This is a genomic window from Sphingopyxis sp. EU05-FHT14B03, assembly GCF_058790875.1.
Genome location: NZ_JBYTDC010000003.1, coordinates 642,080 through 661,872, shown reverse-complemented (window position 1 = coordinate 661,872; position 19,793 = coordinate 642,080). Strand labels below are relative to the sequence as shown.

The window sequence follows — 19,793 nt, the reverse complement described above, 5'->3', positions numbered from 1 at the left end:
TTCACAGGATTATGGACGTCTGAGCAAGGCTTAGGTTGCGTTCAACCGGCGCCGAACTCCGCCATCAAGGCCTGCGCGTCGGCCAGATCGTCGTCGAGCACCATCACCCGCACCGGGATGAGCAGGCCGACACTTTCGGCGATATTCATGCCGGCGTCGAAACACACGGCATGGACGCCGGCGCTTTCGAGCCGGCCACGCAGCAATTCGGCCTCGACCCCGTTCGGCAGGCGTACCAGCTCGACGAGCCCCATCAGGCGGGGTCGCCGGTGATGAAACGGTCGGTCGGGCGCGTCGGCAGGCCGTCGATGCTCCTGGTGCGTTCCTGGAATTTCTCGACCCACAGCACCGGGTCGGCCTGACGGTGATATTTCTGCAGCGTGTCGCGTTCGTGCTGCAATTCCATCATCGGCACGCCCCAGCCGCAACTCGTCTGCACGCTGTCGACGTCGATCACGAAGATCTGGCGGGTGCCGGGGATCAGGGTGAAAGGGCTGGCGATCGTCTCCCATTCATCGTCCTGCGGCAGCACCGCGCGGCCGCGGCCATAGATGCGCAGGATCAGCGCGCTGCGGTCGAAGGCGCAGAACATGATGGTGATGCGCCCGTCGGCGGCGAGATGCGCGTGCGTCTCGTTGCCCGATCCGCCGAAATCGAGATAGGCGACCCGGTTTTCGGACAGCACCCGAAACGTGTCGGCATAGCCCTTGGGCGACAGGTTGATCCGCGCATCGGCGGCGGCGGTCGCGGTGAAGAAGACCGGTTGCTTCTCGATGAAAGCGATATGCTTGTCGGTCAGGCTGTCGGTGAAATCGGCCATGTCGGGGCTCCGCAAGATCGGTGTGGCGGGCTTATCACCAATTTTTGCCTTCCTCCACCGCCGCCTGCTCCTCGGGGCGTGTCGTGCGGCCGAGCACCGCGTTGCGATGCGGGAAGCGGCCGAATCGGTCGACGATGGCGAAATGCTTCTGCGCATAGTCCTGGAACATCGGATCTGCGAGCTGGCCGAACAGGCGCAAGGATTCGCGCTGGTCGGCGAGGTCCTCGCTGTGCTGATAGGGGAGATAGGCGAACTGGCGCCGCGCGTCGGGCCAGGCCTTGTCCCAGCCGTGCGCGACGATGCCGCGCGCGATCGCGCGGGCGAGATCGTCGGTAGCAAAGGCATCGGCGGATCCGCGAAAGATATTGCGCGGCACCTGATCGAACAGGATCGCCGCGGCCAGCGCGGTGTCGGGGTCGGTCAGGAAGCTGGCGGCGGGCAGCGCGCGCAGCGCTTCGTGCCAGTCGCCGGCCAGCGCGCGGGTGTCGGTGTCGAAATCCGGCCCGCCGCCATACCAGTTGTCCATGCCATGCGCGTCGAACCAGAAGGTCAGGAGTTGCGCCGGCCAGTCGGCGGGCGGGGCGGGGGCTTTCATTTCATCCGTCATTGCGAGCGAAGCGAAGCAATCCAGAGCCGTTTGCGCAACCCTGGATTGCTTCGTCGCCTTCGGCTCCTCGCAATGACGGGGCTTTTTGGCGCTATTCGGCCTTGGGACGGCGGTACGGCACGAACTCGCCGAGCGACACGAAGCCGCTGTACATCTGGCTGGTGCGGTCGCGCAGCTGGACGGTGTCGATGCTGCACAGCTGGCTGCTGGTCAATTTGGTGACGAGAATATCGTCGTCGTCGAGCGATTCGGCGCCGCCCTTCGGCCGGTTGACCCAAAGGGTGCTACCGATGCGATAGACGATCGCGGTGCCGTCGATGATCGTGGTGCTGTTCGATCCGGTCAGCTGGATGCAGTTTTGCGGCTCACCCGCGACGCGGCCATCGAGCAATTTTTCGAGCTGCTGCTCGCCGGTCAGCTTTTCCTTCGCCGATGCGGCGGGCGCGGCGGCCACCGTGGCGGCGGCGATAATGGTGGCGATCAACGGACGCATGGTTCGACTCCTGTCATTCAACACACACCCTCTATCGATAATATAGGGCATCTCGTCTGAACGACAACTGACTCGGCCAGGCGTCCGTCGCACGCGGTATCAGCAGGCGCCGTCGGGCAGCGGAATACCCAGCGGACCCTTGCATTTCTTTTTCTTGGCGGGCGGAGCAGCCTCGCCGCTACTGCTCCCGCTCGACGCGCCGCCGCCGCTCATGCCGCCGAAATCGGCGCCGACCATCAGCATCGTGTACGAGCGGAAGCGCACCTTCGCGGTCCAGTCGATGTTCCACACCCCCGTCGCGGGCTTGGGCGGATAGGAGAAGTTCGCCTCGGGGCCGAAGGCGTTGAGGTTGCCCATCATGAACTCGCCCGACGATTTCTTGACCTCGGCGGGGATCTGGCACGTCGTCTGCGATGGCGGCATCACGATCTTCTTGGTGATCAGGTTGGCGACCACCGAGGGCGGCAGCCAGTCCCACAGCCCGCCGCCGAATTCCTTGGTCGCGCTGCTCGTCCACCAGACGATGTCGCCGACGTCGTTCTTGCCGCTTCCGTTACCCATGCCGCCGATCGTCCAGGCGGCATAACCGGTGGCGTTCTGCACCGGGTTCCAGCGGATCGTCACCGACCCGTCGGCCTGGTCGGCGGTCGAGGCCTGCAGCGCGGGCATATAATCCTGCGCGAGGGTGAAATTGATGTCGTTGCCGACATTGCTCGCGACGCGGTGCGCGCCGAGCAGGCTGCTGTCCTTGGACGGCATCTTGGTCGATTTGCCGTTCGGCCATTCCATATAGGATTTGCTGTTCGACGGCGACACTTCGCGGACGATCGGCACCGCGGTCGAGAAGAGGTTCGGCGGCACCTGTCCCGCCGCGACCTTGGCGAAATCGATGATCACCGGCTGCCCCGGCCCCGCCTTGGCGCCGCAGCCCCAATAGAGCAGCAGGCGACCCTTCGGCCGTTCGAATTCGGTCGGGTAGGTGCCGTCCTTGCGCTCGGGCGCGATCAGCGGCACCGATTTGCCAAGCTTGGCCTGCGGCAGGAAAAAATGATCGCCCTTCGGCGGCGGCGCGGTCGGCAACTCGTTCGAGCCGAGGCGCAGGACCAGCTGGCGCGCCAACGCGCTGTCGGGGCCGCCGCCGAACATCATGCTCATCGCGCCGCCCATGCCGCCCTTGCCGCCGCCCATCGCGGCGAAGCCCGACATCGTCGCAGCGTCCATCTCATAGCGTTCCTTGGGACCGGTGGTCTTCTGCTGCGCCGCGACGGGCGCGGTCAGCATCGCGGCGATGACCGCGAGCGAGGTGAATTGGAAAGTCTTGCGCATAATTCCTCCCTGCGACCGGAGGTTCTGCCCCCGGGGAAAAGCTCATGCGACCCAATTTCTGCTTTATGTTTGAGAGGCGTATAGGCGCGAGATTGGCGAAGGCCAAGTGATGCGCGTCACAGAATCCCGTCATTGCGAGCGAAGCAAAGCAATCCAGAGCGGTGTACGCCTAACTCTGGATTGCTTCGCTTCGCTCGCAATGACGGGGAGAGGGGCGTTAAGCCGTCCCGCCCACCGTCAGCCCGCTTACCAGCAGGGTCGGCTGGCCGACGCCCGCGGGGACGCTCTGGCCGCCCTTGCCGCACACACCGATGCCCTCGTCGAGCGCCATGTCGTTGCCGATTCCGGTGACCTTCGTCAGCACGCTCGGGCCGTCGCCGATCAGCGTCGCGCCCTTGATCGGGGCGCCGAGCTTGCCATTCTCGATCTTATACGCCTCGGTGCAGCTGAACACGAACTTGCCCGACACGATGTCGACCTGGCCGCCGCCCATGCTTTTCGTGAAGATGCCGTTCTTGACGCGGCTGAGCAGTTCGGCGGGATCGTCGTTGCCGCCCTTCATGAAGGTGTTGGTCATGCGCGGCATCGGCGCATGGGCAAAGCTTTCGCGACGCCCGTTGCCGGTCGGCGCCATGCCCATCAGCCGCGCGTTGAGCCGGTCCTGCATATAGCCCTTGAGGATGCCATCCTCGATCAGCACGGTTTCGCTCGTCGGGGTGCCCTCGTCGTCGATGCTCAGCGAACCGCGCCGTTCGGCGAGGCTGCCGTCGTCGACGACGGTGACGCCCGCTGCGGCGACGCGCTCACCGATACGGCCCGAAAAGGCGCTGGTGCCCTTGCGGTTGAAATCGCCCTCGAGCCCGTGGCCGATCGCTTCATGGAGCAGCACGCCGGGCCAGCCGGGACCGAGCAGCACGGTCATCTCGCCCGCCGGGGCGTCGACGGCCTCGAGATTGACGAGCGCCTGCGCCAGCGCCTCGTCGATCGCGCGGTTCCACTGCGCTTCCTCGAACAGATGGTCGTACATGTAACGACCGCCGAGGCCAAAATAGCCGCTCTCACGCCGGCCATTCTCCTCGACCACGATCGACACGTTGAGGCGGACGAGCGGGCGGATGTCGGTCGCGAGGAAGCCGTCGGCGCGGACGATCTCGACCACCGACCAGCTGCCGGCGAGCGCGACCGAGACCTGCGCGATGCGCGGATCGCGCGCGCGGGCGGCGGCGTCGATCTGCTGGCACAGCGCGACCTTCTTGGCGAAGGGGATCAGGTCGAGCGGATTGGCCTCGCCATAAAGATGGCGATTGGTCCGCGCGGGGGCGGCGGCGTGCGGCTGGTTCGCAGGGTCGAGCAGCGCGAGCGTCTCGGCGGCGCGGCGGATCGCCGGCGCGCTGATGTCGCTGGCATGGGCAAAGCCCGTCATCTCGCCCGACACAGCGCGCAGCCCGAAGCCCGCATCGGTCGAATAATCCGCCGTCTTGAGACGCCCGTCGTCGAAGCCGAAGCTCTCGGTCGCGCGATATTGCAGGTAAAGCTCACCGTCATCGGCCTTGGCGAGCGCTTCCTTCGCGAGCTTCTGCGCAAGATCGGGGTCGAGCGCATCGGCGCGATAGAGGAAGCGGCGGGGATCGGTGGGGCTTGTCATGAGGCCGATATAGGCGCGCGTCCGACGGTCCGCAAATGCTCATGGTCATTGCGAGCGCAGCGAAGCAATCTCCAGCTATCCGACTTGCGCGATATCGATGGCTGGAGATTGCTTCGCTGCGCTCCTCGCAATGACGGGAGGCTCAGAGATAATTGACCGTCAGCGTAAACGTCCCGCTGTAATCGCCCTCGGGCTGGTTCGCGGGGACGGTGAGCGTGCCGCCGATATAATAGGTCTGCACCCCGCTCGGCAGCAGGGTCGCGCCGAGCAGCGCGATGCCGCCGCCGCTGGTGCTCGCGGCGCGGACCAAAGTGGCGGTCATGGGCGTCGCGCCGCCGCCGGCCCGTGCCAGCGTCACCGACGTGCTGCCCGACACGGTGATCAGCAGGATGCCGCCGGTGCCCTGGAACTGCGCGCGCTGCGCGTCGTTGCCGACCGCGGTGGCGCCGCCGCTGGTCGTGCGCGCGCCGGTGAGGGCGTTGACGCTGACGGTGCCGCCGGTGGCGCCGCTGATGATCGTCCCGAAATCGAGATCGTCGGTCTTGACGAGGCTGTTCGGCCGGACGACCGTCGCGGTTGTCGTCCCGGGCATGTCGGCGGCGTGTGCAGGCGCCGCCAGCGCGATCAGCGCTGCGGCGATGGCCGGGACGCGCGCGGCGGCCCGACGATGGCTGGTCCCTGGAATCCCCACGATTCTGCTCCTGTCTGGCACATCTTATGCCAGCTGGGTGTGAACCGATGATGCGCGGCCTTGGTAAAGGCGGCGTTTACGCCTTGGGGTGTTCGGCCGCTGTCGGCGACCCCGCCGACGTCTAGCCGTGGTCGGCGACCCCGCCGATCAGGACAAAGCGCCGGTCGCAATAGCCGCAGTCGGCGAAACCCGCGTCGGTGTCGATCTCGAGCCAGACGCGCGGATGGCCGAGCGCGGCGTCGGCGAGGCCGTCGCCGGTGCCGTCGCAGGCGATGCGGGTCTTGGGCGTGCGGATGGTTTCGGGCGTGTTCTGGGTCATCGACGGCGCCCATAGCAAGCGCGCGGCAGCGCCGCAATCGGGTCTGCGCGGGCTATTGATAGTTGAAGGTGACCGAAAAGCTGCCGCTATAGTCGCCCTCGGCCTGGTTGGCGTTGACGCGCAGCCGGCCGCCGACCGCAAAGCCGACGATGCCGTTGGTGCCGGTGATGCGAAAATTGTTGCCGTTGCCGATCTGCGACAGGCCGGTGAGCGCGCCGATCTCGAAATCGTCGACGCGCATAGCCTCGCCCGGGCCGGTCAGGGCGATCTGGTTCGATCCGGTCTTGATGACGACGCGATTGGCGCTGCCCTGACCCGCGAAGCGCGCCGGGCGCGCGTCGCCCGACGCCGCGATCACCCCGCCCGAGGTCGTGACCGCGCCGGACGGGGCGACGGTGACAGTGCCGATCGTCGCCGACGGAATGATCGATCCGAAGTCGAGCTGTTCGATATTGGTCAGCGACATGGCTTCGAGCACCAGCGCGCTCGTCTGGCCCTGCGTCTGCTGCGCGGCCGCCGGCATCGTCCAGAGCGCCGCCATGACGGCACCGGCAAGCGCGTTCCCCCCGAAACGCGCCAGTGGTCCCCCGGTGCCGTCGCCCCACATACGGCGATCAGAGATAGTTCAAGGTGATGGTGAAGGTCCCGCTGTAGTCGCCCGGCGCCTGGTTGGCGTTGACGTCGAGCGTCGCGCCGACCGGGAAATTATAGTTGCCGAGCGTCGAGGCGATGCGAAAGCGCGTCGGGGTGGTCGACAGGATCGCGGTGGGCGTGCTGCCGATCTCGAAATTACGCACGCGCATCTGCTGTCCGGGGCCGGTGATGAAGATCTGGTTCGCGCCGAGCGAGATATTGACCTCGCGGTTGTACGAGCCGAGCCCGGCGAAACGCGCGGGTTCGCCGTCATTCCCGGCCAGCGTCGCGCCACCGGTCCGCGTCCGGGAGCCGTCGGGCAGGATGCGCACCGTCCCCGCCGCGTTCGACGCGATGATGTCGCCGAAATCGAGGTCGTTAACCTTGAAGAAGGAAAGGGGCCGCAGCACGATGGCTTCGGCTTCGCCCTGCGCGTTGTTCTGCGCGTGCGCCGACGGAGCGGCGAACGGCGCAAAAGCGAGCGTCAGGGCGGCTAGGCCGCGCCGGCGAAGCGGCGGGCAGATGATGTGTCTGGTCCTCACATCACCCCTCATAAGGGCGATGTGACAAAATATGCTTACCCGCCATGGTAAAGATTTCCTTGCCGGAACACGGGCTTTCGCGAGCCGCGCGGCGCGGCTATGGAAGCGGCCATGACCGAAGCCGCCATCCGCATCGACGCCGTTTCCAAAACCTATGCCGGCGGCAAGCAGGCGCTCGACAATGTCAGTTTCGACGTGCCGCGCGGGCAGATTTTCGGGCTGCTCGGGCCAAACGGCGCGGGCAAGTCGACGTTGATCAACATTCTCGCGGGGCTGGTCAACAAGACCGCCGGGTCGGCCAGCATCTGGGGCTTCGACATCGACGCCGATCCGCGCAACGCCAAATATTCGATCGGCATCGTGCCGCAGGAAATCGTTTTCGACCCGTTTTTCACGCCGTTCGAGACGCTGGAGAATCAGGCCGGGCTCTATGGCGTGCCCAAGGCGAAGCGCATTTCGGACGAACTGCTCGCCGCGGTCCACCTGAGCGACAAGCGTGACGCCTATGCGCGGACGTTGTCCGGAGGGATGAAGCGGCGCTTGCTGGTGGCGAAGGCGATGGTCCATTCGCCGCCGATCATCGTCCTCGACGAGCCGACCGCGGGGGTCGATATCGAGCTGCGCCAGCAGCTCTGGTCCTACGTCCAGTCACTCAACGATCGCGGCGTTACCGTGGTGCTGACGACGCATTATCTCGAAGAGGCCGAGCAGCTGTGCGACCGCATCGCGATCATTAACCACGGGCGGCTGATCGCGAACAAGCCGACCCGCGAACTGGTCGACATGGCGCGCGAGAAGATCGTCGTCGTGACGCTCGACGCCGACGTCACCGCCCTGCCTTCGCACCCCGCCTTCGACAAGGTCGAGCGCGAAGGCGAGCGAGGCCTCGCGATCCACTACAACAAGGACCGCACCAACGCGGGCGAAGTGCTCGCCGCGGTCAACGCGATGGGGCATGGCATCGTCGACGTCTCGACCCGCGAAGCCGACCTCGAGGATGTGTTCCTCAACCTGACGCGCGCGGCGAATGGGTGAATCCCTGATCCCGTTCGTGTCGAGCGAAGTCGAGACACTCATCGAAGGCGCGCGAGGCCGAGGGCATCTCGACTTCGCTCGATGCGAACGGAAATTTGATGTCAGATAAAGAGACCCACGACGTCATCATCGTCGGCTCCGGCGCTGCGGGGCTCACCGCCGCGATCGCGCTCGCCGACCATTGCCGCGTGCTCGTGCTCGCCAAGGGCGAGCTCACCGGCGGCTCGACCGCCTGGGCGCAGGGCGGGATCGCCGCGGTGCTCGATGCTGGCGACACCTTCGAAAATCATATCGAGGACACGATGGTCGCGGGCGCCGGGCTCAACCGGCGCGAGACGGTCGAGTTCGTCGTAGAGAATGCGCCGCACGCGATCGAGCGGCTCGTCGAGATGGGGGTGCCGTTCAACAAGGACAGCGACGCGCTGCACCTGACGCGCGAGGGTGGCCATTCGCACCGCCGCATCGTCCATGTCGACGACGCGACCGGCTGGGCGGTGCAGGCTGCCTTGCTCAAGACCGCCGAGGCGCATCCGAACATCACGCTGATGCCCGGACAGGCGTGCATCGACCTGATTACCGGCCGCCACGAGGAACGTTACTCAGGATCGGGCCGCGTCTGGGGTGTCTATGCGCTCGATGAAAAGAGCGGTGAGGTCCATGCGCATGTCGGCCGCGCGACGATCCTTGCCAGCGGCGGCGCGGGGCGTGTCTACCAATTCTCGACCGCCCCCCGAGGCGCGACCGGCGACGGTATCGCGATGGCCTGGCGCGCCGGGGCGCGGGTGTCGAACATGGAAATGATGCAGTTCCACCCGACCTGCCTCTACAATCTCGAGGTCAAGAATTTCCTGATCACCGAGGCGGTGCGCGGCGAGGGCGGCATCCTCAAGCATCCGGTCACCGGCCACCGCTATATGCCCGATTATGACGCGCGCGCCGAACTGGCGCCGCGCGACGTCGTGGCGCGCGCCAACGACGACCAGATCAAGCGCTCGGGGCTCGACTATGTCCATCTCGACATCAGCCACCTCGACCCCGATTTCGTCGCGGGGCATTTCCCGAACATCTATGAAAAGCTGCTGACGCTCGGCATCGACATGACGAAGGGGCCGATCCCGGTGGTGCCCGCGCAGCATTATACCTGCGGCGGGGTGCTAATCGACCTCGACGGGCGCACCGACCTGCCGGGGTTGTACGCGGCGGGCGAGTGTACCGAGAGCGGGTTGCACGGCGCCAACCGCCTTGCCTCCAACTCGCTGCTCGAATGTTTCGTGTTCGGCGAGGCGGCGGCGAAGGACATTGTCGCGCGCTGGGACCAGCTCGAGACTCCCCCGCCGATCCGGCCATGGGACGAAAGCCGCGTCACCGACAGTGACGAAGAGGTGATCATCAAGCAGAACTGGACCGAAATCCGCCGCTTCATGTGGAATTATGTCGGCATCGTGCGCACCACCAAAAGGCTGGAACGTGCGCAACATAGAATCAACATGATGACCCATGAGGTCGAGGATTATTACGGCCATTTCCGCGTCACCACCGACCTGATCGAACTGCGCAACCTGCTCCAATGCGCCGAACTGATCGTGAAGAGCGCGCTCCACCGCAAGGAAAGCCGCGGGCTGCATTACACGCTCGACTATCCCGCGATGCTGCCGAAGGCGGTCGATACGGTGCTGGTGCCGTGATCAGTGATTGGCAAAATCGTTGAACTGCGCCGCGAGTTCTACGGTGGCATAGATTTCGAGCAGGCATTGGCGATAATCGTCGATCTCTTCGACGTACCGGAACTCCATGTAACCGACCCGGGCCTTGGCCCTTTGGAATGCCAAGTAGAAGCGGGGGTCTTGTTCCAGAGCTTTTCGCGTGGGCATCCCTTTCGCCTTGAATAGGCCGGTTTCGTGACGCGCCAGCTTGAAGGCGAATGGGGCATCGTTGTTCCTGCCGCTCAAATGTTCGCGATAGCGTTGGCGCAGGCGATTGGTCCGACCGACGTAAAGATGGGTGCCGTTTTCGGTGAAGAGATAGACGGCGCGCGAAGGCGTGCCGGCGGGAAGTGGGGCACCTCCGGAAATCGGTTCGCAGGCGAGGAGCTTTGTCAGACTGGCCGGTAAATCCCGGACGATATGCTCGAAGCTCGGGTGCATTGACGGATTCTCAGCCGCCGATGCCGAGCAACCGCCCCACAAAAATCAGCACGATCGCCCCGACGATCGAGGCGAAGCAGCCCGCGCCATGGAACTCGCGCTGTCCGCGCGAGGTGACGAGCCCCGCGAGCAGTGAGCCGCCGATCCCGAGCAGGATCGTCGCGATCCAGCCCATGGCGACCGCGCCGGGATAGAAGAACCGTGCGAGCGCCCCGATGAGCAGACCCGAAATGACGGCGCTGAGGATGTTGATCATGCGTTGAACCCCTCGTTCAAAAACCGCTCGGCCAGCGCCGCGTGCAGCGCCGCGCCGCGTGCCATCACCTTTTCGTCGAGGACCATGCGGTTCGAGTGCAGGCCGCAGCAGCTCCGCCAGTCGCTCCCCTGTTCGCTCGCGCCGAGCCAGAACATCGCGCCGGGCACTTTTTCGAGCACATAGGCGAAATCCTCGGCGCCCATCACCGGATGGTCCATCGTCATCCACGCCGCCTCGCCAAAGGTCGCTTCGACCACCGCCTGGCCAAAGGCGGCCGCACGGCTGTCGCACACCGTGACCGGAAAGCCTTCGTCGATCGTCACCTCGGCGGTGCAGCCATGCGCCTCGGCGATCGCGGGGGCGAGGCGCCGCAGGTCGGCGGCGACCGCGGCGCGGCGGTGCGGCGACAGGGTGCGGATCGTCCCGAGCAGTTCGGCGGTCTCGGGGATGATGTTGTTCGTCGTGCCCGCCGCGATCTTGGCGATCGTCACCACCGCGGGGTCGAACACTGACACGCGGCGCGTGACCATCGTCTGGATCGCGGTGACGATCGCACAAGCAACGGGAATGGGATCAATGGCGTCATGCGGCATCGAGGCGTGGCCGCCCGCGCCCTTGACGGTGATCGACAGAACGTCGGATGAGGCAAGCAGTGCCCCGGCACGCCCCGCGAACACCCCGTGCGGCGCGTTGGGCATGATATGGAGCGCGAACGCCGCATCGGGCAGCGGATCGAGCAGTCCGTCGTCGAGCATGAAGCGCGCGCCATGATGCCCCTCCTCGCCCGGCTGGAACATGAACATCACGGTGCCGGGCAGGCGATCGCGCGCGGCGCACAGCAGTTTCGCCGCACCGACGAGCATCGCGACATGGGTGTCGTGCCCGCAGGCATGCATCGCGCCGCTGGTTTCGGAGGTGAAGTCGAGTCCCGTATCCTCGACCAGCGGCAACGCATCCATGTCGCCGCGCAGCAACACGGTGCGGCCGTTCGCGGGACCGCGCAGGATCGCGACCAGCCCGGTCGTCGACGGCCCCTCGCGAAATTCGAGCGGCAGCCCGGCGAGCGCATCCTTGATCTTCGCCAGCGTCTTGGGGTTCTGCAGGCCGAGCTCGGGTTCGCGGTGGATCGCGCGGCGCAGGTCGACGAGGTCGGGAAGGATGGTGTCGGCCTCAGTCGGCCAGCTGTGCGTTGGATTGTCCATGTGGCGAGTGTGCCGCTGCGCGTGCCTCCTGTCGAGCCTCGGAGTCGCGTCGTACATCGGTGAGGACCCGCGTCACATTCTGCTTGATCGCCCAGCGCGCGATCGGTTCCCAATAGAGGCCGGGGTCGATGCGCAGGACATGGTCGGCGCGCGCGGTCAGCCGGGTGCGACCGCCGGGAAGCGGCACCAGGTCGAAGCGCGTCTCGCCGGTGTCGAAAGTGCCGATCAGATGCGGGGTGTGGAGTTTCCTGTACGGGCTCATTTCCTCCATCGCGGGCGGCTGGCGGACGACGCGGAACGCCAGCGTGCGGCCGGTTTTCCAGACGGTGACGCGCTCGTCGGCGGTGCCGGTGGAAAAGGTGCCGATTCGGTGCGCGCCTTCGCCTTCGCCGGTGATCCGGCTCGCGACGGGATAGGCGAGGCCCGCGAGGCCGACGAGCCCGGGACTTTCGGCGACCGGGCGGTTCGCGGTCAGGCTGGCCCACACCGCCCCGGGCGGCGCGGCGATGGTGATGCTGGTGCGGGTGACGATCGGCAGCTCGGGCGGCATCGCGGCGTCGACCAGGAAGACCAAGGGCAGGGCCGCGACGCTGTAAAGCGGAGCCTGCGGTCCAAGCGGCTTCGCGACGCCGCGTCCGATGAGTCCGCCGACGATCGCGAGTCCCGCCGCGAGCGGCGCGATCAGCAGGATGCAGAGCAGGCCTTCGAGCGCGAGCATCAGCAAGGCGAGCGTGCCGAGCAGCCCCGCTAGCGCCACCGCGACGAGGGTTTCGCCGCGGCTGCGCAACGTGCCGCGGTTGACGATATAGCCGGTGATGACCCCGACCAGAAAGGGCGTGAGCACGAACAGGCCCCAGCCATAGGCGCCCATCGTCGCCCCGGACACCGCGACCGCGAGGACGATCAGCGCCATTCCCGCGACGGTTCCGCGCGCCAGCTGATGTGGCGGGGCGGGGTTGCCGACGCGCTCGGGCGCGGGCGCTCCCGCGCGGCGGCGCCATAACAGGGTCAGGACGAATGCCGCGAAGATCTGGATCGTCGGCACCATCGTCAGCAGCGCCAGCCCTCCACCGCGCCCGAGCCGGTCGGCGCGGCGCAGCGACAGGAAAACGAGCGCCGTCGATATCGCGAGGCAGAAGGCGAAGCCGCCGATCGCGACGAGCGGTGAAATCCCGGGCAGCATGGCGAGCTGGCGGATCGGAAAGAACCAGAACATCCGGTCGAACGCCAGCGGGGCGGCGTGGCCGTAAAAGGCAAGCGCGACGAGGCCGTGTTGCGACAGGATCAGCGCCGCGGCGGCCAGCGCATAATGAATGGCATCGGGCAGTTCGGTGAGCAGGCGGTGCAGCAGGTTTTTCATCACGCGCCGGCCCCGGCGAGCGGGGCGGCAGGCGCTGCGCCGGGCGCCACGATGCTCAGCCCGTGCCGCGCGCCGAGCGTCGCGGGGGTCTGGACGTTCCACATCAGCCCGAGCCGCTCGCCCAGGCGGATGAAGGCGTAACCCCAGTCGCTCTGCCCCGGGTGCAGCCCGATCCGCGCCGAGCCCGGATAGGCGTGATGATTATTGTGCCACGCCTCGCCCATCGTCGGGATCGCCGCCCACGGCACATCAAACGCCTGCACGCCATGCGCGTTGACAGTCCAGTGCTGCGGCCCGCGATTATGCGCGAGATGGCCGACGAGCCAATGGCCGTGATTGGCGACCGCAACGCGCGCCGCGACGCCCCAGATTACCCAGCCCCAGCCACCGATCGCGAAAAAGAGCAAGGCGACGGGCAATTGCTGCCAGCGCCACGTCTTTTCCAGCCAGCCGTAAAAAGGGTCGCGTTCGAGTTCGGCGAAATCGAAGCGCGGCGGGCGGTCGAGGTCGAGGCGGCAATAGATTTGCCACCAGGCGTCGCGTGCGATGTGTGTCCCGTGGCGCAGGAGGGGGTGGCATGTCGCCTGCCGCTGCGCCCAGTCGCGCGTGTCGTGGGCGCGGACGATGCCATAGGGGCCCGCCATGCCGACGAAGGCGCCGAACCAGACGAGGGTGCGCGCGAGCCAGCGCGGCGCGGCGAAGCTGCCGTGGATCATCATCCGGTGGTACCCGACGCTGTGCCCCAGCAGCAGCGCGGCGCCGGTGGTGGCGAAAAAGAGCAGGATCGCCGAAGGGGTGACGAAGAAGGGGCCGGCGATCAGCGCGATCAGCGCCATGCCGCCGTTCCAGACGATGCTCGGCAGATCGGCGCGGACGGTCCCGGCGCGCGGGTCGGGGCCGGACTCGTCGATCAGGAAGTTCACCGCATGGGGGTCCTGTTCGCTGCGCATCGCCCGACTCCTCTCACACAAATAATATAAGTAATTACTTAAATAAATTATTGCTTGTCAAGGGCGGTGGGCTTGCCCATTTTAGGACGATGGAACGGGTTTTTCAGGCATTGGCGTCGACGCCGCGGCGGCAGATTCTCGCCTATCTCGCGCATGCCGAGCTCAGCGCGGGTGACATCGCGGCGCGCTTCGACATGAGCAAGCCCGCGGTGTCGCAGCATCTGTCGGTGCTCGAAAACGCCGGGCTGATCGTCAGCGAAAAGCGCGGCCAGTTCGTCTTTTATCGGCTTGTGCCCGATGCGCTGACCAATGTGCTCAACGGCTATGTTCAGGAAGTTTGCCCCGTTTCGCGTCCGCTGAAGGCCGAATCGCGCGCGCTGGCCGACAAGCAGAAGGGCGAAGCGGCGGGCGACTAGCCTCGGCCACCGGCGGGATGTCGCTGTCTAGACCAGCCGCATCAGGACCAGCTTTGCCGCCGCTTGCGCCCGATTGACCGCGTCGAGCTTGCGGCGCGCATTGTCGACATGGAAGCGTACGGTCGATTCGGCGAGTCCCAGGATCACCGAAATCTCCCAGTCGGTCTTGCCCTCGGCAACGAAGGCAAGGCAGTCGCGCTCGCGTGCGGTGAGATCGGGGTCGGGATCGTCGGCGAGGACGGCCGCTTCCAGAAGATATTCGGTCAGGAGCAGCCCGGCGAGTTGCACCGCGCGCCGCGCTGGGTCGGCGTCGCGATCGGAAAAGCCGATATGCGCCGACGCGATCGCGCCCTTCGGCCCATAGGATGTCGCGCACAGCGCCTCGCTCACCCCGGCCTCGCCGAGCGCGTCCCAATAGGCGCCGAAGCGCGGATCGCCGTGCGGCGCGAAATCGCCAAAGGCGTAGCGTGTCCGCCCCTCCATGATCGGTCGCAGCAACGGATTGCAGTCGAAACAGACATAGTTGAAGGCGGCGCTGCCCGGCCAGCTTTCGGGCGCGACGCGGCGGACGACGCCGCCCGCGGCCCAGTGGCTCTTCGCGGTGAGGCGGGTCGTCGGTCGGCGATAGACGCGGGTCTGCAGATAGGTCACGCCGAGCGGCGCGGCGGCGGCGAAAAAGATGTCGCTCGCCTCGGCCGGAGACCTGTCCTGCCATGGGTCGACGATGTCCAGTATCTCGGCCGTAATCATCGCGTTCTCCGCGAATAGTGCCACTCAATCGCGCAATGAACGGTTTTCCATCGTCGCGCCTCGCCCGGCAACTCTCGAATCCGAGGGGTATTCATCCCCCGTTCCCGGCCAATAAATGCCTCATCCTCAATGCGGAGTCGAGATCATGACCGAATTAATCAGCGTCAATGTCTATCTGTCGAACTATGTTCACGGATCCGGAAACTACAAGATTTTCGTCGAGGGTCCGGGCGGAAATCAGGAAGCGCCGGGGGTCGCGAGCGCGAACTTCAATCTGCAGAAGGACGGCCATTATTGGGCTTATGGCCAATATGTCGGGGGCAACAGCACGCATGCGCGGCACGGGCTTTCCTTCTTCGCCGGCAACAGCGCGATCAGCGTCGACATGAACCGCGACTAGGCGGCAAGGCGATGGCCAACCCCCTGTTCACCCCGCGCGGCCCACCGCCGTCGCCCGCCGGACCCCAGCCGTTCCGTACCAAGGACGGCGAGCTGAGCTTCCTCGTGCCCATGGGGTGGCAGGCGACGGGGGCGATCCAGGTCGAACCGCCCGCGAACCGCTATGTCATCCTCGACGCCACCGGACCCGACGATGCGCTGATCTTTTGCGGGCATCCCGACCTGCCGCAGCGCTATCTCGTTCCCGCACCGTGGCACGGGATGCTGCAGCCGGGGCGGCGCGCGAAGTTCGGTGACGGGCCGACCGCGCAATGGCTGCTCCCGGCGCCGCTCGCGACGGCGCCGCAGATGGCGCAGCATCTCGCGACGCGGCGCTTCGGCGACCTGGTGTTGACCCATGTCGTGCCGCATCAGAAACTGCTCGACGACACGCGCAAGGGCGCCGCCGACGCCGGGGTCTATCCCGCCTATATCGACGCCTGCGATGCCGGCTTCGCGTCGATCGACGGGCGCTTCGTCGGCCAGATCCAGCTTGTCGTTTTCGGCGGCGGCAACCCCGGCGACACCTGGCAGGTCGAATATATATCGGGCTTCCGCTGCGTGCCCGACGCGCGGGGGGCGGTCGCCGCGCTGTTCGACGCGGTGATGGCCTCGATCGTCATCGGCGCCGAATGGCAACGCAAAAACCCCGACGAAGTGTCGCAGGATGCGCTCGATAGCTTCGATGCCAAGCACCGTGCCGCCGATGCCGCCGATCGCTATGCGCTCGTCACGCACCGCAATGCGGTGGACGCGATCCGCGACGGCATCCTTGGCGCGATCAAGGGGCGCAAGCCGGGGGGCGATCGTGGCAACCTCTGATATGGTCGATCCGCTCGCGCTGCTCGGCGCGATCATGACCTTGTCGCGCGACGCCGCCGCCGAAGCGCGCGCCGAGCTCGGCGGAATGCAGGCGGCCTATCTCGATCAGGGCAATCCGGTGCCGGAGGCGCTGCTCGACCTGTGGCGCTGCCGCGTCGTCCATTGGGAAGCCCAGATCGCCGCTTTGGCGGAGCTGTCGGGCGGCACGGCGCACGCGCCCGCGGTCGATGCCGTCACCGCGCCGCTGCTGGCGTGGCTGGCGATGGTCAAACCCGACGCCCCGCCTGCGGGCGGCGGTGTAGCGCACGAAAGGGACGCATGATGACGACCGAACTGAAACTGTCGACCTTGTCGGTGGGCAAGCCGGAAGTGGGACACCCCCTCAACGGCGAGGTCGCGTTCGTCGCGCGGGAGCAGGCCAAGGGTTATGGCGTCATGGCGCGGGTGATGTTCAATTTCGACTTCGACGAAGGCGCATCCTTCACCGACATCGAAGCAAGGGTGAAGCACGAGGCCAAGCTATGGTTCCAGCGCTGCGCCGACCTGTTGTGACCCGACGACCTAACGCTTGCCCCCGAACAATTGCCGGCCCGCGAGGTCGAGCATGATTTCCTCGCTGCCGCCGCCGATCGCGTTGACGCGCACCTCGCGGTAGATGCGCTCGACCTTGCTGCCGGTGATGTAACTCGCGCCGCCCAGCACCTGCGCCGCCTCGCGCGCGACCGCCTCCAGCATCCGCGTCGCCTGGACCTTGAGCATCGCGAAGTCGGCGGGGCGGTCCTTGCCATTCTTGACCTGCCAGGCGGCGAGGTCGACCCACGCCTGCGTCGCTTCGATCTGGCGCTCCATGTCGGCGAGCTTGATGCGGATCGACTGGTGGCCGACGAGCGGTTTGCCGAAGGTCTCGCGGTTCTGCGCCCATGCGGCGGCCTCGGCCATCGCGACGCGGGCAAAAGCGCAGCAGCCCATCGCCATGCCGAGCCGCTCGCTGTTGAAATTGCGCATGATGCCGATGAAGCCGGCGTTTTCCGCCCCGATCAAATTGGTCGCGGGAACACGCACGTCGCCGAAGTGGATCGCGGCGGTGTCGCTGCAGCGCCAGCCCATCTTGTCGAGCCGCGTGCGCTCGACCCCGGGTGCGTCCATCTCGATTAACAGCAGCGAGATGCCCGCCGCGCCCGGCCCGCCGGTGCGCACCGCGCAGGTCAGCCAGTCGGCGCGCATGCCGCTGGTGATGAACATCTTGCCGCCGTTTACGATATAATCGTCGCCGTCTTTCACGGCGGTGGTCTTGAGGTTGGCGACATCGCTGCCGCCGCTCGCCTCGGTGATGCCGAGCGCGATGATCCTGTCGCCCGCGAGCACCGGCGGCGCGACGCGCTGCTTCAATTCTTCCGAACCGAGCGCGAGGATCGGCGGCAGGCCGATGCCATGCGTCATCAGCGACGCGCCAAGCCCGCCCGCGCCGACCGCCGCGAGTTCCTCGGTCAGCACGAGGCTGTGGAAATTGTCGAAGCCTTCCGAATGGCCGCCATATTGCTCGGGACAGCGCAGCCCCAATATGCCGGCCTCGGACGCCTTCTTGTGCAGCTCGCGCGGCAATTCGCCCTCAGCCTCCCAGCGATCGATATGCGGCGCGATCTCGCGGGCGACGAAGCGGCGGACGCTCTGCGCCAGCGCTTCATGGGTTTCGTCATAATAGGGCGAACGCGCGCGCCAGTCGTCGAAAGCTGTCATGGCGCGATGCTGCGCGGGGTTGACGTAAACGTCAAGTCGCCTTTGCCTGCGGCGTAGTGCAGAAAAATCTCACGCAAAGGCGCAAAGGCGCAAAGAAGAAAATCTCACACAAAGACACAAAGAGGGTGTTGGACGCCAGCAACCGTGGCGCAAGAATCGCGCGAAGCGCCTTTTCACGGTCGCCTGCGGCGACAAGATACGTTCGCTCGGCGCGCGCCCTCTTTGTGTCTTTGTGAGAGATCCTTTTTTCTTCCTTCTTCGCGCCTTTGCGTGAAACAAATGGCGCGACCCGTCGGTCATCCGTTCCGCCCCGGGCTTGCGCCGCGCCCTCAAGCGGTTAGGGTCGCGCCATGAACAAGTCGCACCTGCTCGCCGGCCTCGCCGCCTTCGCCCTGATCTCCACCCCGGCACTGGCCCAGAAAACGCCCGAGGCGATCGCTGAGGCGGCGCTCAAGAAGGCGCCGGTGTTCGACGGGCATAACGACGTGCCGTGGGAGCTGCGGAGCAGCGTCGGCAATGTGATCAACGATTTCGACTTCAACGACACCACCAAGCCCAAACCCGACGGAAGTGTGATGCACACCGACATCCAGCGGCTGCGCAAGGGCCATGTCGGGGCGCAATTCTGGTCGGTCTATGTGCCGTCGAACACCAACGAACAACAGGCGGTGCAGCAGACGATCGAGCAGATCGACGTCGCGAAGCGGCTGATCGCGCGCTACCCCAACGACCTCGGCTTTGCCCAAACCTCGGCCGAACTCGAAAGCCAGATGAAGGCGGGCAAGGTCGCGGGCATGCTCGGGGCGGAGGGCGGCCAGTCGATCGGCTCGTCGCTCGCGGTGCTGCGCGAACTCTATGGCATGGGCGTGCGCTACATGACGCTGACCCATAGCAAGACCACCCCCTGGGCCGACAGCGCGACCGACGCGCCGCAACATGACGGGCTGACCGATTTCGGCAAGCAGGTCGTTCGCGAAATGAACCGCATCGGCATGATCGTCGATCTCAGCCATGTCAGCGAGGCGACGATGAAGGATGCGCTCGAGGTGTCGAAGGCGCCGGTGATGTTCAGCCATTCGGGCGTGCGCGCCGTCAACGACCACCCACGTAACGTCCCCGACTCGGTGCTGCCTGCTGTGAAGGCGAACGGCGGCGTCGTGATGGTGGTGCTCTATGCGGCCTTCCTCGATCCCAAGCTGCGCGAACACGGCCTGTCGCGCACCGCCGAAAAGGCGCGGCTCGACGCGCAGTACGTCGGCAATCCCGACGCTGCCACGGCGGCGCTGAAGGCGTGGGACGCGGCTAACCCGCCGCCGCAGACCCCGATCGGACTCGCGGCCGACCATATCGACCATATCAAGGCGACGATCGGCGTCGATCACATCGGCATCGGCGGCGACTATGACGGCATGGACGCGACTCCGGTCGGGCTGGAGGATGTCACCGGCTATCCGCGCCTGTTCGCCGAACTGGCGCGGCGCGGCTATACCCAGGCCGAGCTGGAGAAGATTTCGAGCGGCAATATGCTGCGCGTGCTGAAGGCGGTCGAGGCCTATGCCGCGAGCCAGAAGGGCCAGCCGCCGATCGAGACGCCGGTCGCGAAATAG

The 19,793-nt window shown here is 66.2% G+C and carries 25 protein-coding genes; 8 read left to right on the top strand and 17 right to left on the bottom strand.

Going from position 1 to position 19,793, the window contains the following annotated elements; translation table 11 throughout:
* Positions 1-41 precede the first annotated feature (41 nt).
* The 10 genes from AC3WS4_RS19755 to AC3WS4_RS19710 all read right to left on the bottom strand — a co-directional run bounded on the left by AC3WS4_RS19755 (position 42) and on the right by AC3WS4_RS19710 (position 7,076).
* A complete protein-coding gene (locus tag AC3WS4_RS19755; protein ID WP_492737620.1) occupies positions 42-254 on the bottom strand; it encodes a putative signal transducing protein in 213 nt (70 codons plus the stop codon).
* Positions 254-820, bottom strand: coding sequence for a pyridoxamine 5'-phosphate oxidase family protein (locus tag AC3WS4_RS19750; protein WP_492737618.1), 567 nt, complete (start codon positions 818-820; stop codon positions 254-256). Before AC3WS4_RS19750 ends, AC3WS4_RS19755 begins: the two co-directional genes overlap by 1 nt.
* Positions 821-854: 34 nt before the next feature.
* Positions 855-1,415 carry a DUF924 family protein gene (locus AC3WS4_RS19745; RefSeq protein ID WP_492737616.1) on the bottom strand — a complete coding sequence of 187 codons (561 nt, stop codon included), beginning with the start codon at positions 1,413-1,415 and terminating at the stop codon, positions 855-857.
* 103 nt (positions 1,416-1,518) lie between these two features.
* A complete protein-coding gene (locus AC3WS4_RS19740; RefSeq protein WP_492737615.1) occupies positions 1,519-1,920 on the bottom strand; it encodes a hypothetical protein in 402 nt (133 codons plus the stop codon).
* Positions 1,921-2,019: 99 nt separating this feature from the next.
* Positions 2,020-3,246, bottom strand: a complete 1,227-nt coding sequence (locus AC3WS4_RS19735; RefSeq protein WP_492737613.1) for a hypothetical protein — start codon at positions 3,244-3,246, stop codon at positions 2,020-2,022.
* Positions 3,247-3,463: 217 nt separating this feature from the next.
* Entirely contained in the window at positions 3,464-4,891 is a 1,428-nt protein-coding gene (gene tldD / locus AC3WS4_RS19730; RefSeq protein ID WP_492737611.1) for a metalloprotease TldD, read from the bottom strand.
* A 142-nt stretch (positions 4,892-5,033) separates the two neighbouring features.
* Positions 5,034-5,582, bottom strand: a complete 549-nt coding sequence (locus AC3WS4_RS19725; protein WP_056342594.1) for a DUF4402 domain-containing protein — start codon at positions 5,580-5,582, stop codon at positions 5,034-5,036.
* A gap of 121 nt (positions 5,583-5,703) precedes the next feature.
* Positions 5,704-5,901, bottom strand: a complete 198-nt coding sequence (locus AC3WS4_RS19720; RefSeq protein ID WP_492737609.1) for a zinc-finger domain-containing protein — start codon at positions 5,899-5,901, stop codon at positions 5,704-5,706.
* 52 nt (positions 5,902-5,953) lie between these two features.
* Positions 5,954-6,442: a DUF4402 domain-containing protein gene (locus AC3WS4_RS19715; RefSeq protein ID WP_492737607.1), complete on the bottom strand. Its 489-nt coding sequence runs from the start codon at positions 6,440-6,442 to the stop codon at positions 5,954-5,956.
* A 73-nt stretch (positions 6,443-6,515) separates the two neighbouring features.
* Entirely contained in the window at positions 6,516-7,076 is a 561-nt protein-coding gene (locus AC3WS4_RS19710; RefSeq protein ID WP_056342604.1) for a DUF4402 domain-containing protein, read from the bottom strand.
* Between the two features lie 111 nt (positions 7,077-7,187).
* Here AC3WS4_RS19710 and AC3WS4_RS19705 point away from each other — a divergent pair, with 111 nt between their 5' ends.
* Together AC3WS4_RS19705 and nadB are read left to right on the top strand one after the other, a co-directional pair.
* Positions 7,188-8,111: an ABC transporter ATP-binding protein gene (locus tag AC3WS4_RS19705; RefSeq protein WP_492737605.1), complete on the top strand. Its 924-nt coding sequence runs from the start codon at positions 7,188-7,190 to the stop codon at positions 8,109-8,111.
* 98 nt (positions 8,112-8,209) lie between these two features.
* Positions 8,210-9,796 carry an L-aspartate oxidase gene (nadB, locus tag AC3WS4_RS19700; RefSeq protein WP_492737603.1) on the top strand — a complete coding sequence of 529 codons (1,587 nt, stop codon included), beginning with the start codon at positions 8,210-8,212 and terminating at the stop codon, positions 9,794-9,796.
* Here nadB and AC3WS4_RS19695 read toward each other — a convergent pair whose 3' ends face one another.
* From AC3WS4_RS19695 to AC3WS4_RS19675, 5 genes are read right to left on the bottom strand one after another with little or no spacing between them, the layout of a single operon-like run.
* Positions 9,797-10,255, bottom strand: a complete 459-nt coding sequence (locus AC3WS4_RS19695) for a GIY-YIG nuclease family protein (protein WP_492737601.1) — start codon at positions 10,253-10,255, stop codon at positions 9,797-9,799.
* A gap of 10 nt (positions 10,256-10,265) precedes the next feature.
* Entirely contained in the window at positions 10,266-10,511 is a 246-nt protein-coding gene (locus AC3WS4_RS19690; RefSeq protein WP_492737599.1) for a GlsB/YeaQ/YmgE family stress response membrane protein, read from the bottom strand.
* Positions 10,508-11,713, bottom strand: a complete 1,206-nt coding sequence (locus AC3WS4_RS19685) for a M20 metallopeptidase family protein (protein ID WP_492737597.1) — start codon at positions 11,711-11,713, stop codon at positions 10,508-10,510. The genes AC3WS4_RS19690 and AC3WS4_RS19685 overlap by 4 nt, the downstream gene beginning before the upstream one ends.
* Entirely contained in the window at positions 11,682-13,073 is a 1,392-nt protein-coding gene (locus AC3WS4_RS19680; protein WP_492742941.1) for an SRPBCC family protein, read from the bottom strand. Before AC3WS4_RS19680 ends, AC3WS4_RS19685 begins: the two co-directional genes overlap by 32 nt.
* Positions 13,073-14,023 carry an acyl-CoA desaturase gene (locus tag AC3WS4_RS19675; RefSeq protein ID WP_492737593.1) on the bottom strand — a complete coding sequence of 317 codons (951 nt, stop codon included), beginning with the start codon at positions 14,021-14,023 and terminating at the stop codon, positions 13,073-13,075. Before AC3WS4_RS19675 ends, AC3WS4_RS19680 begins: the two co-directional genes overlap by 1 nt.
* Before the next feature lie 89 nt (positions 14,024-14,112).
* Here AC3WS4_RS19675 and AC3WS4_RS19670 point away from each other — a divergent pair, with 89 nt between their 5' ends.
* Positions 14,113-14,439, top strand: a complete 327-nt coding sequence (locus AC3WS4_RS19670; protein ID WP_492737592.1) for a metalloregulator ArsR/SmtB family transcription factor — start codon at positions 14,113-14,115, stop codon at positions 14,437-14,439.
* Positions 14,440-14,466: 27 nt separating this feature from the next.
* Here AC3WS4_RS19670 and AC3WS4_RS19665 read toward each other — a convergent pair whose 3' ends face one another.
* Complete coding sequence (locus tag AC3WS4_RS19665) at positions 14,467-15,189, bottom strand: helix-turn-helix domain-containing protein (RefSeq protein ID WP_492742939.1); 723 nt, start codon at positions 15,187-15,189, stop codon at positions 14,467-14,469.
* Between the two features lie 145 nt (positions 15,190-15,334).
* Between AC3WS4_RS19665 and AC3WS4_RS19660 the strand changes: the two genes are divergently transcribed.
* Genes AC3WS4_RS19660 through AC3WS4_RS19645 form a run of 4 tightly spaced genes read left to right on the top strand, consistent with a single transcriptional unit; the run spans position 15,335 to position 17,001 of the window.
* Positions 15,335-15,589: a hypothetical protein gene (locus AC3WS4_RS19660; RefSeq protein ID WP_492737588.1), complete on the top strand. Its 255-nt coding sequence runs from the start codon at positions 15,335-15,337 to the stop codon at positions 15,587-15,589.
* 11 nt (positions 15,590-15,600) lie between these two features.
* Positions 15,601-16,449, top strand: a complete 849-nt coding sequence (locus AC3WS4_RS19655; RefSeq protein ID WP_492737587.1) for a hypothetical protein — start codon at positions 15,601-15,603, stop codon at positions 16,447-16,449.
* Complete coding sequence (locus tag AC3WS4_RS19650) at positions 16,436-16,771, top strand: hypothetical protein (RefSeq protein WP_492737586.1); 336 nt, start codon at positions 16,436-16,438, stop codon at positions 16,769-16,771. The genes AC3WS4_RS19655 and AC3WS4_RS19650 overlap by 14 nt, the downstream gene beginning before the upstream one ends.
* A complete protein-coding gene (locus AC3WS4_RS19645) occupies positions 16,771-17,001 on the top strand; it encodes a hypothetical protein (RefSeq protein WP_492737585.1) in 231 nt (76 codons plus the stop codon). The genes AC3WS4_RS19650 and AC3WS4_RS19645 overlap by 1 nt, the downstream gene beginning before the upstream one ends.
* A 9-nt stretch (positions 17,002-17,010) precedes the next feature.
* Here AC3WS4_RS19645 and AC3WS4_RS19640 read toward each other — a convergent pair whose 3' ends face one another.
* Positions 17,011-18,186, bottom strand: coding sequence for an acyl-CoA dehydrogenase family protein (locus AC3WS4_RS19640; protein ID WP_492737584.1), 1,176 nt, complete (start codon positions 18,184-18,186; stop codon positions 17,011-17,013).
* Between the two features lie 350 nt (positions 18,187-18,536).
* On the opposite strand from AC3WS4_RS19640, the gene AC3WS4_RS19635 reads away from it, so the two are divergent.
* The gene (locus AC3WS4_RS19635) at positions 18,537-19,793 is read left to right on the top strand and encodes a dipeptidase (RefSeq protein ID WP_492737583.1); all 1,257 of its coding nucleotides are present in this window, start codon (positions 18,537-18,539) and stop codon (positions 19,791-19,793) included.

Excerpts from the sequence above, each read along its gene's own strand:
- AC3WS4_RS19675 (WP_492737593.1), bottom strand. The coding sequence starts at position 14,023 with ATGCGCAGCGAACAGGACCCCCATGCGGTGAACTTCCTGATCGACGAG.
- tldD (WP_492737611.1), bottom strand. The coding sequence starts at position 4,891 with ATGACAAGCCCCACCGATCCCCGCCGCTTCCTCTATCGCGCCGATGCG.
- AC3WS4_RS19670 (WP_492737592.1), top strand. The coding sequence starts at position 14,113 with ATGGAACGGGTTTTTCAGGCATTGGCGTCGACGCCGCGGCGGCAGATT.
- AC3WS4_RS19740 (WP_492737615.1), bottom strand. The coding sequence starts at position 1,920 with ATGCGTCCGTTGATCGCCACCATTATCGCCGCCGCCACGGTGGCCGCC.
- AC3WS4_RS19715 (WP_492737607.1), bottom strand. The coding sequence starts at position 6,442 with ATGGCGGCGCTCTGGACGATGCCGGCGGCCGCGCAGCAGACGCAGGGC.
- AC3WS4_RS19645 (WP_492737585.1), top strand. The coding sequence starts at position 16,771 with ATGACGACCGAACTGAAACTGTCGACCTTGTCGGTGGGCAAGCCGGAA.
- AC3WS4_RS19755 (WP_492737620.1), bottom strand. The coding sequence starts at position 254 with ATGGGGCTCGTCGAGCTGGTACGCCTGCCGAACGGGGTCGAGGCCGAA.
- AC3WS4_RS19635 (WP_492737583.1), top strand. The coding sequence starts at position 18,537 with ATGAACAAGTCGCACCTGCTCGCCGGCCTCGCCGCCTTCGCCCTGATC.
- AC3WS4_RS19695 (WP_492737601.1), bottom strand. The coding sequence starts at position 10,255 with ATGCACCCGAGCTTCGAGCATATCGTCCGGGATTTACCGGCCAGTCTG.
- AC3WS4_RS19680 (WP_492742941.1), bottom strand. The coding sequence starts at position 13,073 with ATGAAAAACCTGCTGCACCGCCTGCTCACCGAACTGCCCGATGCCATT.
- AC3WS4_RS19735 (WP_492737613.1), bottom strand. The coding sequence starts at position 3,246 with ATGCGCAAGACTTTCCAATTCACCTCGCTCGCGGTCATCGCCGCGATG.
- AC3WS4_RS19685 (WP_492737597.1), bottom strand. The coding sequence starts at position 11,713 with ATGGACAATCCAACGCACAGCTGGCCGACTGAGGCCGACACCATCCTT.
- AC3WS4_RS19745 (WP_492737616.1), bottom strand. The coding sequence starts at position 1,415 with ATGAAAGCCCCCGCCCCGCCCGCCGACTGGCCGGCGCAACTCCTGACC.
- AC3WS4_RS19750 (WP_492737618.1), bottom strand. The coding sequence starts at position 820 with ATGGCCGATTTCACCGACAGCCTGACCGACAAGCATATCGCTTTCATC.
- AC3WS4_RS19640 (WP_492737584.1), bottom strand. The coding sequence starts at position 18,186 with ATGACAGCTTTCGACGACTGGCGCGCGCGTTCGCCCTATTATGACGAA.
- AC3WS4_RS19705 (WP_492737605.1), top strand. The coding sequence starts at position 7,188 with ATGACCGAAGCCGCCATCCGCATCGACGCCGTTTCCAAAACCTATGCC.
- AC3WS4_RS19720 (WP_492737609.1), bottom strand. The coding sequence starts at position 5,901 with ATGACCCAGAACACGCCCGAAACCATCCGCACGCCCAAGACCCGCATC.
- AC3WS4_RS19690 (WP_492737599.1), bottom strand. The coding sequence starts at position 10,511 with ATGATCAACATCCTCAGCGCCGTCATTTCGGGTCTGCTCATCGGGGCG.
- AC3WS4_RS19655 (WP_492737587.1), top strand. The coding sequence starts at position 15,601 with ATGGCCAACCCCCTGTTCACCCCGCGCGGCCCACCGCCGTCGCCCGCC.
- AC3WS4_RS19665 (WP_492742939.1), bottom strand. The coding sequence starts at position 15,189 with ATGATTACGGCCGAGATACTGGACATCGTCGACCCATGGCAGGACAGG.
- AC3WS4_RS19660 (WP_492737588.1), top strand. The coding sequence starts at position 15,335 with ATGACCGAATTAATCAGCGTCAATGTCTATCTGTCGAACTATGTTCAC.
- nadB (WP_492737603.1), top strand. The coding sequence starts at position 8,210 with ATGTCAGATAAAGAGACCCACGACGTCATCATCGTCGGCTCCGGCGCT.